This window comes from Flavobacterium sp. F52, from assembly GCF_000278705.1.
In the GTDB taxonomy this organism is placed as follows: domain Bacteria; phylum Bacteroidota; class Bacteroidia; order Flavobacteriales; family Flavobacteriaceae; genus Flavobacterium; species Flavobacterium anhuiense.
The window spans coordinates 77,150-90,891 of the sequence record NZ_AKZQ01000026.1; the positions used below are offsets into that span (position 1 = coordinate 77,150).

General features: G+C 35.8%; 10 protein-coding genes. 4 read left to right on the forward strand and 6 right to left on the reverse strand.

Going from position 1 to position 13,742, the window contains the following annotated elements:
- Positions 1-44 precede the first annotated feature (44 nt).
- The 5 genes from FF52_RS23965 to FF52_RS11795 all read right to left on the reverse strand — a co-directional run bounded on the left by FF52_RS23965 (position 45) and on the right by FF52_RS11795 (position 8,490).
- Positions 45-4,628 (reverse strand): PorP/SprF family type IX secretion system membrane protein, encoded by a 4,584-nt coding sequence (locus FF52_RS23965; protein ID WP_008465724.1) that lies wholly within the window; start codon positions 4,626-4,628, stop codon positions 45-47.
- A gap of 1 nt (position 4,629) precedes the next feature.
- Positions 4,630-6,063: a gliding motility protein SprC gene (gene sprC, locus FF52_RS11780; RefSeq protein ID WP_008465726.1), complete on the reverse strand. Its 1,434-nt coding sequence runs from the start codon at positions 6,061-6,063 to the stop codon at positions 4,630-4,632.
- Positions 6,060-6,470, reverse strand: a complete 411-nt coding sequence (locus tag FF52_RS11785; protein WP_237718547.1) for a hypothetical protein — start codon at positions 6,468-6,470, stop codon at positions 6,060-6,062. Before FF52_RS11785 ends, sprC begins: the two co-directional genes overlap by 4 nt.
- A 100-nt stretch (positions 6,471-6,570) precedes the next feature.
- Positions 6,571-7,863 (reverse strand): hypothetical protein, encoded by a 1,293-nt coding sequence (locus FF52_RS11790; protein WP_008465730.1) that lies wholly within the window; start codon positions 7,861-7,863, stop codon positions 6,571-6,573.
- A gap of 174 nt (positions 7,864-8,037) precedes the next feature.
- Positions 8,038-8,490 (reverse strand): hypothetical protein, encoded by a 453-nt coding sequence (locus FF52_RS11795; RefSeq protein ID WP_008465732.1) that lies wholly within the window; start codon positions 8,488-8,490, stop codon positions 8,038-8,040.
- A 447-nt stretch (positions 8,491-8,937) separates the two neighbouring features.
- Here FF52_RS11795 and FF52_RS11800 point away from each other — a divergent pair, with 447 nt between their 5' ends.
- The 4 genes from FF52_RS11800 (at position 8,938) to recA (ending at position 12,246) form a co-directional block, all read left to right on the forward strand.
- Positions 8,938-10,086, forward strand: a complete 1,149-nt coding sequence (locus tag FF52_RS11800) for an ATP-binding protein (protein ID WP_008465734.1) — start codon at positions 8,938-8,940, stop codon at positions 10,084-10,086.
- A gap of 6 nt (positions 10,087-10,092) precedes the next feature.
- Complete coding sequence (locus FF52_RS11805; protein ID WP_008465735.1) at positions 10,093-10,476, forward strand: hypothetical protein; 384 nt, start codon at positions 10,093-10,095, stop codon at positions 10,474-10,476.
- Between the two features lie 110 nt (positions 10,477-10,586).
- Positions 10,587-11,096, forward strand: a complete 510-nt coding sequence (locus FF52_RS11810; protein WP_008465736.1) for an acyl-CoA thioesterase — start codon at positions 10,587-10,589, stop codon at positions 11,094-11,096.
- A 142-nt stretch (positions 11,097-11,238) separates the two neighbouring features.
- Positions 11,239-12,246: a recombinase RecA gene (recA, locus tag FF52_RS11815; protein WP_008465737.1), complete on the forward strand. Its 1,008-nt coding sequence runs from the start codon at positions 11,239-11,241 to the stop codon at positions 12,244-12,246.
- Between the two features lie 564 nt (positions 12,247-12,810).
- Here the strand turns inward: recA and FF52_RS11820 are convergent.
- Positions 12,811-13,551 (reverse strand): lysophospholipid acyltransferase family protein, encoded by a 741-nt coding sequence (locus FF52_RS11820; protein WP_035691445.1) that lies wholly within the window; start codon positions 13,549-13,551, stop codon positions 12,811-12,813.
- Positions 13,552-13,742: the final 191 nt, after the last annotated feature.

Here is a 13,742-nt window from a genome sequence, read left to right on the forward strand (position 1 = left end):
TTGATTTTCTTTTTTCAAAGAAGCCACATCAATCTAATATTTTTCTAATTTTCCACTTTTACAATAGCCATTTTGCCATTGTATGGTTTATTTCCTTTAGCTTCCAATGCTTTGGTAGCTTCTTGCAAACCGTCGAATTTTTCATAATAAATATAATATTTACTCGTAGCTAGGTTGTAAAAGAAATTAATATCTGAACGTCCTGCAGCAACAGCTTTAGTTAAGAACTCATCGCGTTTCTCTACACTACTATGAACTGCAATAATCATATAATATCCACTATCAGAATTTTTAATATTCTTAATAATCTGCATGTTTGACTGCTCTTCACCAAAGTCAAAATCACTTGCTTTTAAAGGTGTGCTGCTCAGCTTGGTTGTTTCTTTTATTCTCTTAAGAGCCGCAACGTCCTGTGCATATCTTCCTTCATCATTCTCATAAGCTGCACGCTTAATTCTACGTTTACGCTCAATTTCAGTCTCTGTTTTAATACGCTCTAAATCGGCAATTAAAGCTGCTCCTTCTCTTTCCATTTTCAACTGAGCCGCTTTCAACTCATTAATCTTTTCAAGATATGCTTTATTCAAAGGATCATCTTTAGGGAACTTTTTAAGCCTTTCGTTGTAAAGATTTGTCAGTTTTGCAATCTCATTCTTCATACTGTTATTTGCATCAGCAATTTGAACTTTTAATGACTCTATCTGACTGTTTTCTGCCGCTACACTCTTAAATGGTTTTGGCTCTTTATAAATACCTTTTTCACTTAAATCGTTTTCCTCTTTTAAATCATTCAAATCTTTTTGCTTATTCGCAACTGTAGCTTTAAATTGATCTAATAAATCTGTTTGAACTTTACTTGTACCTTCAACCGATTGAGTCAAATTTTCAATAGCTTTTCCAGTATCATCTTTCGCTTTGGCTGCTAACGCTGCTGCCTCTGCATCAGCTTTTGCTTTCTCAGCTGCTAATCTTGCTTGACGCTCTTCTTCCTCTTTCAAGCGTCTTGTTTCTTCTTCAGCTTTCAACTTCTCTGTAGCTTCAGCGTCAGCTTTGGCTTTTGCTTCTGCCAGAAGTCTTGCTTGTTCAGCTTCCATATCGGCTTTCGCTTTGGCATCAGCTGCCAATTTCGCTTGAAGTGCTTCTGCATCAGCTTTTGCTTTGGCATCTGCTGCTAATTTTGCCTGACGAGCTTCCTCTTCCAATCTTGCTTTTTCTTCAGCAGCTTGTTTGGCTTTTAATGCCTCTGCATCCGCTTTCGCTTTAGCATCTGCTGCAAGTTTTGCTTGAAGTGCTTCCGCATCAGCTTTGGCTTTGGCTTCTGCTGCTAATTTAGCCTGACGAGCTTCTTCTTCCAATCTTGCTTTCTCTTCAGCAGCTTGTTTGGCTTTCAATGCCTCTGCATCGGCTTTCGCTTTGGCATCTGCTGCTAACTTAGCTTGACGTGCCTCTTCTTCTTGTAACTTTTTCGCTTCGGCTTCTGCTTTCGCTTTTGCAGTAGCTTCTGCATCAGCTTTTACTTTTGCATCAGCTAATAATTTTGCCTGTAAAGCTTCCATATCAGCTTTCGCTTTGGCATCAGCTACAAGTTTCGCTTGAAGAGCTTCGGCATTGGCTTTGGCCTTAGCTTCAGCCGCTAATTTCGCCTGACGTGCTTCTTCTTCTACTCTTGCTTTTTCTTCTGCAGCCTGTTTAGCCTGTAATGCTTCTGCATCCGCTTTAGCTTTAGCTTCAGCTGCTAATCTTGCTTTTTCTGCCTCTGCGTCAGCTTTGGCTTTCGCTTCAGCCGCTAATTTCGCCTGACGAGCTTCTTCTTCTATTCTGGCTTTTTCCTCTGCAGCTTGTTTGGCTTGTAATGCCTCTGCATCCGCTTTCGCTTTAGCCTCAGCTGCTAATCTTGCTTTTTCTGCTTCTGCGTCAGCTTTGGCTTTTGCTTCAGCCGCTTGTTTCGCTTTCAGTGCTTCTGCATCTGCTTTGGCTTTTGCCTCTGCTACTAATTTAGCCTGACGTGCATTTTCTTCCTCTTGTAATTTTTTCGCTTCTGCTTCGGCTTTTGCTTTTGCTGTAGCTTCTGCATCGGCTTTTACTCTGGCATCTGCAATTAATTTAGCTTGTAAAGCTTCCATATCGGCTTTTGCTTTTGCATCAGCTGCTAGTCTTGCTTGTTCTGCTTCTGCATCCGCTTTCGCTTTTGCTTCTGCTGCTAATCTTACTTTTTCTGCTTCTGCATCAGCTTTCGCTTTTGCTTCGGCTTCTAATTTTGCTTTTGCCGCTGCTTCTGCGTCAGCTTTGGCTTTCGCATCTGCTACTAGTTTAGCTTGAAGTGCTTCTGCATCGGCTTTTGCTTTTGCTTCAGCAGCTAATTGTGCTTGTCTAGCTTCTTCTGCTTGTTTTATTTTTAATGCTTCTGCATCAGCTTTTGCTTTTAATTCTGCCGCTATAATTGCTTGTCTCGCTTCTTCGTCAGCTTTTACTTTTGCTTCTGCCGCTAACTTTTCTTTAAGCGCTGCCTCTTCTGCTGCTTTTGCTTTTGCGTCTGCCGCCAATTTAGCTTTATTAGCTGCATCAATTGATGCTTTTGTTTTAGCTTCGGCTGCAGTTTTAGCTTTTGCTTCGGCTGCTAACCTTGCTTGCAATGCATCTGAATCAGCTTTTGCTTTTGCATCAGCCGCTAATATTGACTGCATATCGGCAGCCTCTGCTTTTGCTTTTGCATCTGCTTTACGTTTTGCTTCGGCAGCGTCAGCTTTTGCTTTATTGTCTGCAATTAATTTTAATCTCGCAGCTTCTGCATCGGCTTTTGCTTTTTCTGCAGCGGCTAATCTCGCTTGTCTAGCCGCTTCAGCGTCGGCTTTTGCCTTTTCAGCAGCTGCTAATCTCATTTTTGCTGCAGCTTCTGAATTTGCTCTTGCTCTTTCTATAGCAAGCTGTGCAGCTGTTTTTTGTTGTGTCGGCGCTGCTGCATTCGCCGCTGCAGCTTTTGCTTTTGCAGCTTCTGCGTCGGCTTTTGCTTTATCTGCTGCTGCAACTTTTGCTTGTAAAGCCTCTGCATCCGCCTTAGCTTTAGCATCAGCAGCTAATTTTATTTTTAATGCTTCTGCATCAGCTTGTGCTTTATCTGCAGCTAGCTGTTCTGGAGTTTTTTGTGCAATTGCTCCAGATTTATTTGCTGCGGCTTGTGCTCTTGCGGCTGCTGCGGCATCTACTCTTGCTTTATTATCAGCCGCTAGTTTTATTCTACGTTCTTCTGCATCTGCTCTAGCTTTATCAGCAGCTAATTGTGCCTGTGTTTTTTGTGTTTCTGCTAAAGCTTTGTTTGCGGCTGCAGTTTGTGCTCTTGCTGCAGCTGCAGCATCTGCTTTGGCTTTTGCCTCTGCTGCTAATCTTATTTTAACTGCCTCAGCATCAGCCTTAGCTTTATTGTCGGCTTCTAGTTTTGCTTTTGCAGCGGCTTCAGCATCTGCTTTTGCTTTATTGTCGGCTTCTAATTTGGCTTTCGCTTTTGCCTCCGCATCTGCCTTAACTTTTTCTGCAGCAGCAAGTCTTGCTTGTTTTGCTTCTGCATCAGCTTTTGCTTTTGCTTCGGCCGCTAATCTGTTCTTTTCAGCAATTTCTGCTCTATTTACCTGAGTTGCCTCCGATTGTGGTTTAGCTGGAACTGGTTTTGATTTTGACGGATCCACAAGAGATCCTTCATCGTCATCTCCATAATAGTAATTTCTGTTTTTGAATTTATAGGCAATTGCAAATTCATGAGAACCGCCTAGATTAGAGAAATTGCCCATTCCTCTTTCGTAATTATATTCGATAGCAATACTCGGAGTAATGTTAACTCCCAGACCTGCAGAAACTCCATATAATGTATTATATCCAGCCTGTGCCCAAACTCCTTGCTGAAGTGCCAGCATAGCAAGTCCAGAAATGACTGTTTTATCTTTTTTGATTTCTGTTCTAACAATTCCAGAGAATTTACTTCTATCAAAAAAACCATAACTGTCAATATAGCCAGTATACATGGCGTGTAGCTGAATAGCTCTTTCTGGATCTTCTTTTACCATTCCAGATCCGAAATTATAAAGCACTAAATTGTTAACTGCTAATCCGAAATCTAAAAATTCTGTACCATAATTAATCCCAGGATTTACTGTGAGCAATGTGCTTTTTGGAAAATCTCCTGTTAAAATTGTAGAATCATCTGATATGATTTTTCCAGTATTGATACCACTTTGATAAATTCCAACATTTAAACCAAAAGTCAAATTGCTTGCTTCTTCTAGAACAATGTTATGAGCGAAGTTGGCAACTCCACCAAAAACAGTCATTAATCCGTAATTCTGTTGAAATAGACCAACAGCAAATGCTTCGTTTTCTCTAAATCGCCCAGAATAATTGGCTAAATACGTCTGTGGAGCATTTTCAAACTGCACCCATTGTCTCTTATTATAAAAGCTTGCGTATGGGTTTGATTCTCTAACAAAACTGAATGTTGGGTTAATTAAGTATCTATTAAACTTTAACGAATTTCTAATGGGTAATGAAAACGAAACAACTCCATCCTCAGAAGCGTCTTGAGAATAGAGTACATTTGATAAACCGTAAAATAACGTGATGAATAGTAAAAGTTTCTTCATATTATTTTATAACAGTTATTGATCCTTTTTTTTCACCTGCATCGCCTTGAATGACATAGTAATAAACGGGATTAACATTTTTAAAATCTATATTGTTTTGAGGCCAATCGCCTTGGTAATTCACTACATCCAAAACCATTTCTCCGTTTGAACTAATGATCATTACCTTTGTGTTTGCATTTTTATATTCATCTGGAATATTCCAATACGGATTCATTCCGCTTAATTTTATAATATTAGGAATAACACTTGCTGGACCAGATTCGCCATTTATTCTAAATGAAAACTCTCTGCTCGCTACACAGCCAGACACTTGAGAAATCTTTACTTTATAATTCCCTTTAACTGAAATAACAAAAGAACTTCCTGTCTCTCCCGAAATTAAATTGTCGTTTAAGTACCATTCAAAAGTAGGAGCAGAAGCGTCTGTTGTAACGTTAACCGTTATAGTTTCGCCTTCGCTTAATTTGTATCCATCCTGGGCATCAATGCTTGCTTGAAAACCATTGCTTTGAAGATTGATAGATCCTGTGGCTTTACATCCGCCAAAATCGACTTCTACAGTATAAACACCAGATTCATTTGTAGAATAAGTACGATTTGTGGCTCCTATTATCTTATCACCATTCTTTATCCATTGATAGCTGTTTCCTGAAGTAGCGGTTAAAACTGTTCCTGTACCATTAGCACAAAAAGGATTTCCTAGACTTGAATTGATCGTTACTCCAGATCCACTACTAGATGACGTTACATTAACACGATTTGAGCTAAAGTTAACGTCAGAACATTGGCCATAATCGATCTCTGCATAATATTTTCCTGTACTATTAACAACTATCTCCTTAGACGATTGTCCTGTAATAAGGACATCATCTTTATACCATTTATATTTGATATTAGGAATGTCAATTGGAGATGGGGCGTCTGCACTAACAGAAAGCGTTAAACTTCCTCCAGAACACAACATTGCTGTATCACTCTTATTATTGATAAAGAAAGATGACTCGTATGTTTTGAAGTATGCAGGAAAAGAAGTATTCCCTAAAGAGTTTTTAAATCTTGTACTAGTAACGCCTGTTGAGCTTTTTACTCGTAGGCTATAAGTGTCAGAACCAATTAAATTTGTCGGAACTGCATACTTAATTGTTTTTTGGGTTGCAGAAACATCAATAGTTTGAAGGAGAGTGGTTGCAACTGGAGAAGTAAAATTTCCCGCAGCGTCTGAAAGCTCAACTACGAAGGTAGTACCTGCGGGAAAATCTATATAACTAAAAGTAGCATAAAATTCGTTAAACGAATTACCAGCACAAAGCTTCTCTAATCCATCAAATGTTTGAGGAACTATGGTTTGGGCATAGGAATTCGATCTAGCAAATAGTAGAATGCTAAATAATATTAAAACTTTAAAAAAAGATAAAGTAATTTTTTGAATCATATAGTGCGTGTTCTTGCTAGATCTATACGCTCAAAAAACAAGATATCTATAACTGTTTCAGAGAAATCATACTTGTAATTTTCAATTACCTCTTTTGCAATAATTGAAGTTGCTGCAAGTGTTGAGTTCTCCTCACAATTATTAGATACAGTATTTGACTCAGCCGCTATAGTAAGGCCATCCTTGGGGGTGGACATCCCTACTATAGACTGATTTAAATTACTTGATTTGCCGTTTTCTACAACAGCATTATTAGTGTTGTTTTGGTTATTATTAGCCAAAGTTAAACCACACTCAGAAACAGCAGCCTTAGTAGGGTTTTCTGCTGTATTCTGTGCATATAGAGTTAACGATATAGGCGAAACCAAAAATATTATATATAAAAAATATTTTTTCGTAGATACCATTATGTCTTGATCTTTATTTGAGCCCTTAAGACGATACATAAATTGTGTCTGGGGACTTAATTAATAAAATTTACGCGTGGGAAATAAAAATCGAAACTATTTATCTATTACCGCTAGAAGCTGTGATTTTTCCTAATTGTAGTCTGAAATCTGGTTTTTTAGGATTGAAGATATCAATGAATGTTTCTTTATTGTCACTTTGAGAGTAAACGTTAAAGAATACACTGTTTCCATACCAGCTTTCTAAATCTTCGTTATTAGAATTGTATTCAGTAAAGATGTTTCCTTTACATAAGTTAAAATACATTTCCTCAAATTTGATTTTTTTAAGGTTGGCATCATTGATTTCAGTTTTGCTATCTAATAATACTGCAGGGTTGAATCCAGAGATTACACTTCTTTTCATTTCAAGAGAAGCATTTTCAGCTACATATACAGCCTCTTTTACTAAACCTGCTTGAATGTCAGCATTAATGTTTTCACTGTCATTAACCATTGTAATATTGCTCGCAACAACTAAAGTTTGTTTTTTAGTGAAGTCTGTTTCACTTTTCTTCTCAAAAGATCTTACCTCCATACAACGAGATCCGTCTTTAGTGCTTGAGAAGTAAGAAGATCTAACTGCTAAAGAGTTGAAGAAACGACATTGAACTCCTTGAGAGAATTTAAAGTCATCATTAACTGATTTATAAGAAACAAATTTTGTAACATTTAAGTCACCACCTAAGATTCCGAAAGAATCTCCTCCAGCGTAACTAACCATTACATTTTCAAGTACAGTCTTGTTTCCAACACCAGCAAGAGTTAAAGCGTTGAAAGTATCAGCTCCTTTTACTTTTTTACCAGCGAACTCGATTCTAACAAATCTTAAAATTCCTGAGTTAGAAGCTACATTGTCTCCACCATAAGTAGTCATTGTAGGATCAAGATCTAAGTTATAAGAACCTACATTTCCAAATTTATTGATTGGCGCATCTCCAAGGATTACGATTCCACCCCAGTCTCCCGCTTTTTTCATGCTGCGGTTTGAAGTAAATACAATTGGATCTGTTTCTAAACCATCAGCCACTAATTGTGCTCCTTTTGTGATTACCAATGTTCCTTTTGTTTCGAAATCACCAATAATTACAGTTCCAGGTTCGATAGTTAAAACAGCATTGTTTGTAACATAAACGTTTCCTTGCAGAACGTAGATATTTTTTTTCAGCAATTTAGTATTAACAGAAATGTTTCCTGCCAAAATTTGGTTTGCTTCTCCATAGTCAACTTTATTAGGCTTAAACTCGGTCCAGTTATTTAACCAATTAGTGTAGCCCATAATTCCTTTCTCTTGTTGAGCATTCATACTCGCAACCGTCAAAAGAACGCAGATTAATTGAGTAATTTTTTTCATGATAAGGGGGTATTACGGTTAATAATAAATTTGGGTATGCGCAAATGTAAAAACTCCTCTCGAGTTTTCTGAGATTTCAGAACCCTCGAGAGTGAGTTTCTTTTATTTTGTTTCTTAAAATGCCTAGCTGGTATTCACTTAGACTTTTCAAAAAAGATTTTAAAAAATGCTTTATTACATTTCGTTCAAATCGTTGAACTCGTGTAATGATTTCAATGTACTTTCGTAGAACAAAATTGCAGCAATTAGATTTCCTTTATCAGAGTAAGGCATCATTTTTCTTTGGAATTCTACAGTTGTATCCAAAAATGTTGATGTACCTACCGCCTGAGCATCTAATACTTTTTTGTGTTCGTTATCGTCTGGAATACCAAGATCAGCCATAGTAACTCCAGGTTTTGTAACCAAAGCAATGTAAGGGAGAGTTTTAACTAATACTTTAATACGCTCGATGTATAATTCCAAAAGTTCACCCTTTTGCATACCACTTAATTCTTTTTGATCATGGTATTTTCGGATAAGAGCAGTTGTACTGATAATACTTCTCGGTGCGTTTTTAGCTTGTGCAGAAACAGCCGCAGTAGTTAAGATAAAAAAAGCACTAAATAGAATAATTTTCCCTTTCATAGATTCTTATTTTATAATTGGTTGTTGATAAAAACAAAAATATATAAATTAACTTAAATTACAACCGTAATGATTTTTTTTTTCAAAAAATTTCCTTAAAAAAAACTTAAAAACTAACGTTATGTCGAGAAAATGTGCGTTTTAACGGGCATTTTGTTAAAAATGTTAATCAAAAATACGTAAGATATTAACTATAAAAAATATAAAATTAACTCTATAAATAATCAAAAAAACACCTTCGATTACCGAAATTGGAAAAAAAATATTAACAAAAACATCTTGATATTTACTCACTTGAAGATATTTATTAACAAAATTCTGTCGAAAGTGATCCAAAAAAAATCAAAAAATCATTCGAAAACTTCGAACCTAAATTTGAAAATTGGAACGAATAAATAATCTTACTTCTGAAATTTTTGCCTACACATTTTCTTCTATCTTTGCGTCATGCAATTTTCTCAAATTTTAGGTCAAGATTACATCAAAAGCCACTTGATAAAAAGTGCTGCTTCTGGTAGAATTCCTCATGCTCAATTATTCGTTGGCCCAGAAGGAAGCGGCACATTAATAACTGCCATTGCTTATGCACAATATATTTTATGTGGCAATACCGGTAATGAAAATTCAAACGGAAATGATTCTTGCAATCTAAAGTTTGATAACATCTCTCATCCCGATCTGCATTTTATTTACCCAACCGTTACAACCGAAGACGTAAAAACAAAACCAAAAAGTTTAGATTTTATTCAGGATTGGCGAAGCTTTATTCAAGAAATGCCTTACGGCGGTTTGTTCGATTGGTACAAAATTCTCGGTGTTCAAAACAAACAAGGGGAAATTCGTGTAGAAGATGCACAAGAAGTTTTAAAATCGCTTTCGCTAAAATCTTACGAGGGCGGCTATAAGATTATGATTATCTGGATGGCTGATAAAATGAATATCGCAGCCTCCAACAAACTTTTGAAACTTCTCGAAGAACCATCAGACAAAACGATGTTTATTCTGATTTCTGAAAATGAAGAAGATATTATACAAACCATCCGTTCAAGATGCCAAGTGATCCACTTTAGCGGGCTTCCAGAAAAAGTTATTGCCGACGCTTTAGTTAGCGAAGAAAACATAGATGCGGGATTAGCCAAAAAAATTGCGCATCAAGCTCAAGGGAACTTTAATAAAGCATTGCACTTGTTAAAAGAAGATGATGACGATCTTCCGTTCGAACAATGGTTTGTCAACTGGGTTCGTGCTGCTTTTAGGGCAAAAGGAAATGCCGCAGCAATTCAGGATTTAATTTCTTGGAGCGAACAGATTGCTGCGCTGGGACGCGAAAGCCAGAAAAAATTTATTCAATATTGTATTGAAATGTTTCGACAAGCTCTTATGCTAAATTATCAGGCACAAGATTTAGTTTATATCGAACCAAAAGTGGATAAATTTAAATTAGAGAATTTTGCTCCTTTCGTAAACGGAAATAATATCCACGAAATATTCAAAGAACTTTCAGATGCTATGTATCATATTGAAAGAAATGGAAATGCAAAAATTATCCTTACCGATTTATCGATCAAATTGACTCGTTTAATTCATAAAAAATAATTCATAATGAACAATGTTGCCTCAATTTTGCTTTTGGCTTTTCTAGCTTTAACTTTTCTACAATCCGGTTACGAAAAGATTTTTTACTGGAAAGATAATGTCACCTGGCTAAAAGAACATTTTGCCAAAACGCCTTTAAAAAATCAAGTTCCGCTTGCCCTTTTACATTTATTGATTTTAGAATTGATTTCTGGAATTTTATGTGTTGTGGGCGCAATTCAATTGTTTACAAATAATGGCAGAGAATTTGGTTTTTATGGAGCTATCTTTTCTTGTATCTGTTTACTAATGATGCTTTTCGGACAAAGACTTGCAAAAGATTACGATGGTGCAAGAACCATTGTTATATATTTTATACCAGCTGTAATGGCTGTTTATTGGTTGAATTAATTCAACTAAAGTTTTAAAAAAAAAAGCCTCAGATTTTATAGATTGAAAATCTGTGAATTGTAATCCCGATGGGTTTTCGGGAGTGGCATTAAAAAAAATTATTATAAAAAATGAATCCAAAACATCCTTCAGAATCCCTAACTATTTTAACTGATTTAGTTTTACCGAGCGAAACAAATCCTTTAAACAATCTTTTTGGCGGTGAGTTATTAGCCAGAATGGATCGTGCGGCAAGTATTGCGGCCCGCAGGCATTCTCGCCGAATCGTAGTAACGGCATCTGTAAATCACGTTGCTTTTAACAGAGCCATTTCGCTTGGAAGCGTTGTAACCGTAGAAGCAAAGGTTTCTAGATCATTCAAAAGTTCAATGGAAGTTTTTATTGACGTGTGGGTAGAAGACCGCGAATCTGGAAACAGAACTAAAGCCAACGAAGCAATTTATACTTTCGTTGCCGTAGACGACACCGGAAGACCAGTTGAAGTTCCAGCAATTGTACCTGAAACCGAATTAGAAATTCAGCGATTTGATGCTGCGCTTCGTCGTAAACAATTGAGTTTACTGCTGGCCGGAAAAATAAAACCAACCGACGCGACTGAATTAAAGGCTTTATTTGTATAGAACAATTTTGTGACAATTTGGAACAATCAAACTTCAAAAAAAGAAGTAATTTTACAAATTATAAAACTGATTAATAAAAATATATAAGATTTTTCTTATATTTATCCAAAAAGACAAAATAATAATTTAGATATTAAAAAAAATGAGTTCAGAGAAAGAAGCCAAATTAAAAGCACTACAATTAACGCTTGATAAACTTGATAAAACCTACGGAAAAGGAACCGTAATGAAAATGGGCGACAGAGCCATTGTAGAGGTAGAAACGATTTCTTCTGGCTCACTAGGTGTAGACTTAGCTCTTGGAGTAAACGGATATCCAAAAGGAAGAATTATCGAAATATATGGTCCAGAATCTTCTGGAAAAACAACTTTGACGCTTCACGCCATTGCAGAAGCTCAAAAAGCAGGTGGTATTGCTGCTTTTATCGATGCCGAACATGCTTTTGATAGAAATTACGCAGAGAAATTAAATGTTGATATTGAGAACTTAATTATCTCTCAGCCAGACAACGGAGAACAAGCTTTAGAAATTGCTGAAAACCTTATTCGTTCCGGAGCTATAGACATCGTTGTAATTGACTCTGTTGCGGCTTTAACTCCAAAAAGTGAGATTGAAGGCGAAATGGGAGATTCAAAAATGGGTCTTCATGCACGTTTGATGTCTCAGGCTTTAAGAAAACTTACTGGAACTATCAGCAAAACAAATTGTACAGTTTTCTTCATCAACCAGCTTCGTGAAAAAATCGGTGTTATGTTCGGAAATCCAGAAACTACAACCGGGGGTAACGCACTTAAATTTTACGCTTCTGTACGTTTAGATATTCGTCGTTCTGCTCAAATTAAAGATGGTGAAAACGTAATTGGTAACAGAACTAAAGTTAAAATTGTTAAAAACAAAGTAGCACCTCCATTTAAAACTGCCGAGTTTGACATTATGTACGGAGAAGGAGTTTCTAAAACTGGTGAAATCTTAGACCTAGCTGTTGAATTTGACATTGTTAAAAAAGCAGGATCTTGGTTTAGCTACGGCGACACAAAACTAGGACAAGGACGTGATGCTGTTAAAACTTTAATTAAGGATAATCCAGAACTTGCTGAAGAACTAGAAGTTAAGATTAAAGAACACATGAAAGAATTGGCCAATGCCTAAAAAATAAGTCAAAAAAAGACACTTTAAAAGCCGAGTGATTACACAAAAATCACTCGGCTTTTTTATTATGAAAAAAAATTAAATTTCTACGCAACCTTTTTACTAAACCGTCATCTATTAAAAAAAAGCAGTTTGTAATTGGTACTGCCATATATCAATTGGAGTTTTTTTTAGAATTTACGTTGATTGGTTATTTGAGTAAAAAAATCCGTTAGTTGTTTAAACTAGCGGGTTTTTATCAAAAAATTCTGTTTTAATTTAAATTCTAACGCAACCTTTTTAAATTTTCTGTATCTATAATAATGTGAAATTAACTTGAGTTAATAACCAAACTCTTTATTATCAACCATTAATATTTTTAATCATGAAAGAAAAAATAGAATTGTTGTACAATAAAAACCGAAGAAAAACCAAATTAAAATTTAAGAAAGTATTGCGTTTTATTTCAGAAAAGATAATTCACAGATAATAACTTTTGAATAAAAATAGGGGTTTTTAATTCAAAGAAAATCCGGCAGATAAATTAATCTGCCGGATTTTGTATTTTACATAATGTTTTTATGCTTATTTCTGAAAATCGATCAAACCATTGTAAATCATATTTCTAACTTGGTCTCGTAACTCTTTTCGGTTATCGCTTGTCAAACCTTTTGTTTCTACAAACGGCAAAATTCGAGCTCGCATTTTACCAGGACTTCCGCTCATAAACGTATATGAAAAACGCTCCTTATTGTCCGGAAAAACAATTGGCACAATCGGAATCTGATGATCTATTGCCAATCTGAATGCACCATCTTTAAACTCATCCAGCAAAATGCTTTCGTCATCTGGAACTCCCCCTTCCGGAAAAATACAAATACTCAAACCTTGGTTAAGACGATTTTGAGCTCTTTTAAATACTTCATTTTTACTTTTAGAAGAACTTCTGTCAACCAAAATACAAGTGCGTTTATAAAAAAATCCAAAAAGCGGAATCTTCACCAATTCTTTCTTTCCAACAAAAACGAACGGATTTTTTATAAGTGCCAGCATCAGCATAATATCAGTCATTGAGGTATGATTAGCCACAATCATATAACTTTTCCCTTTAATGAGCTTCTGTTCGCGTTTTACGGTGTAATAGAAACCCATTCCGAAAAGGATAAATTTAGCCCAAATGCGGGCCATTTTAAAGAAATACGGATATCCTTTCTCAGAAAGGATAGAAATAAGCAAAAAAGGCAACATAATGAGTATTGGAATCGCCATCAAGACATAAAACCAAACTCTCCAAAGAATCCAAAAAGCAATTTTAAATATTTTCATAGCTTCAAATGTAAGAAAACAGAAATGAATTCTAAACAAGATTTTTTTTCTAGTGTAAGGCTTCTTTTAACGCAAAGCTCACAAAGTATTTTCGCAAAGTTTTTAAAGCAATAAATGTGAAAATTTGCTTTGCTATAAGTTCGCAAAGCTTTATCTATAAATTATTAGCAACTCTTCTAATACCATTTTTT